Below are 204 nucleotides of genomic sequence, written 5' to 3' on the forward strand. Positions count from 1 at the left end.
TGCTGCGCCTGGATGTACAGCTGCATTTTGATCGTCGCAATCTAAATTATTGGTTACCGTGTTTTGCGGTTGGAAACATCTTGCCTGAACCGAATTATTCGGACTGCCATAACCATCGCCATCTACATCAAAGTAGTAGGTAACAAACGGGAAGTCTTCGTCTATTTCTCCATCGCAATCATTGTCTAAGCCATCGCATAGTTC

General features: G+C 44.1%; 1 protein-coding gene. It reads right to left on the minus strand.

The window, feature by feature from the left end:
- Positions 1 to 204: MopE-related protein (locus GD597_RS21820; protein WP_216368677.1), on the minus strand; the 204-nt coding region annotated here is incomplete at both ends.

The organism is Limnovirga soli (assembly GCF_013106755.1).
Taxonomy (GTDB): Bacteria; Bacteroidota; Bacteroidia; order Chitinophagales; family Chitinophagaceae; genus Limnovirga; species Limnovirga soli.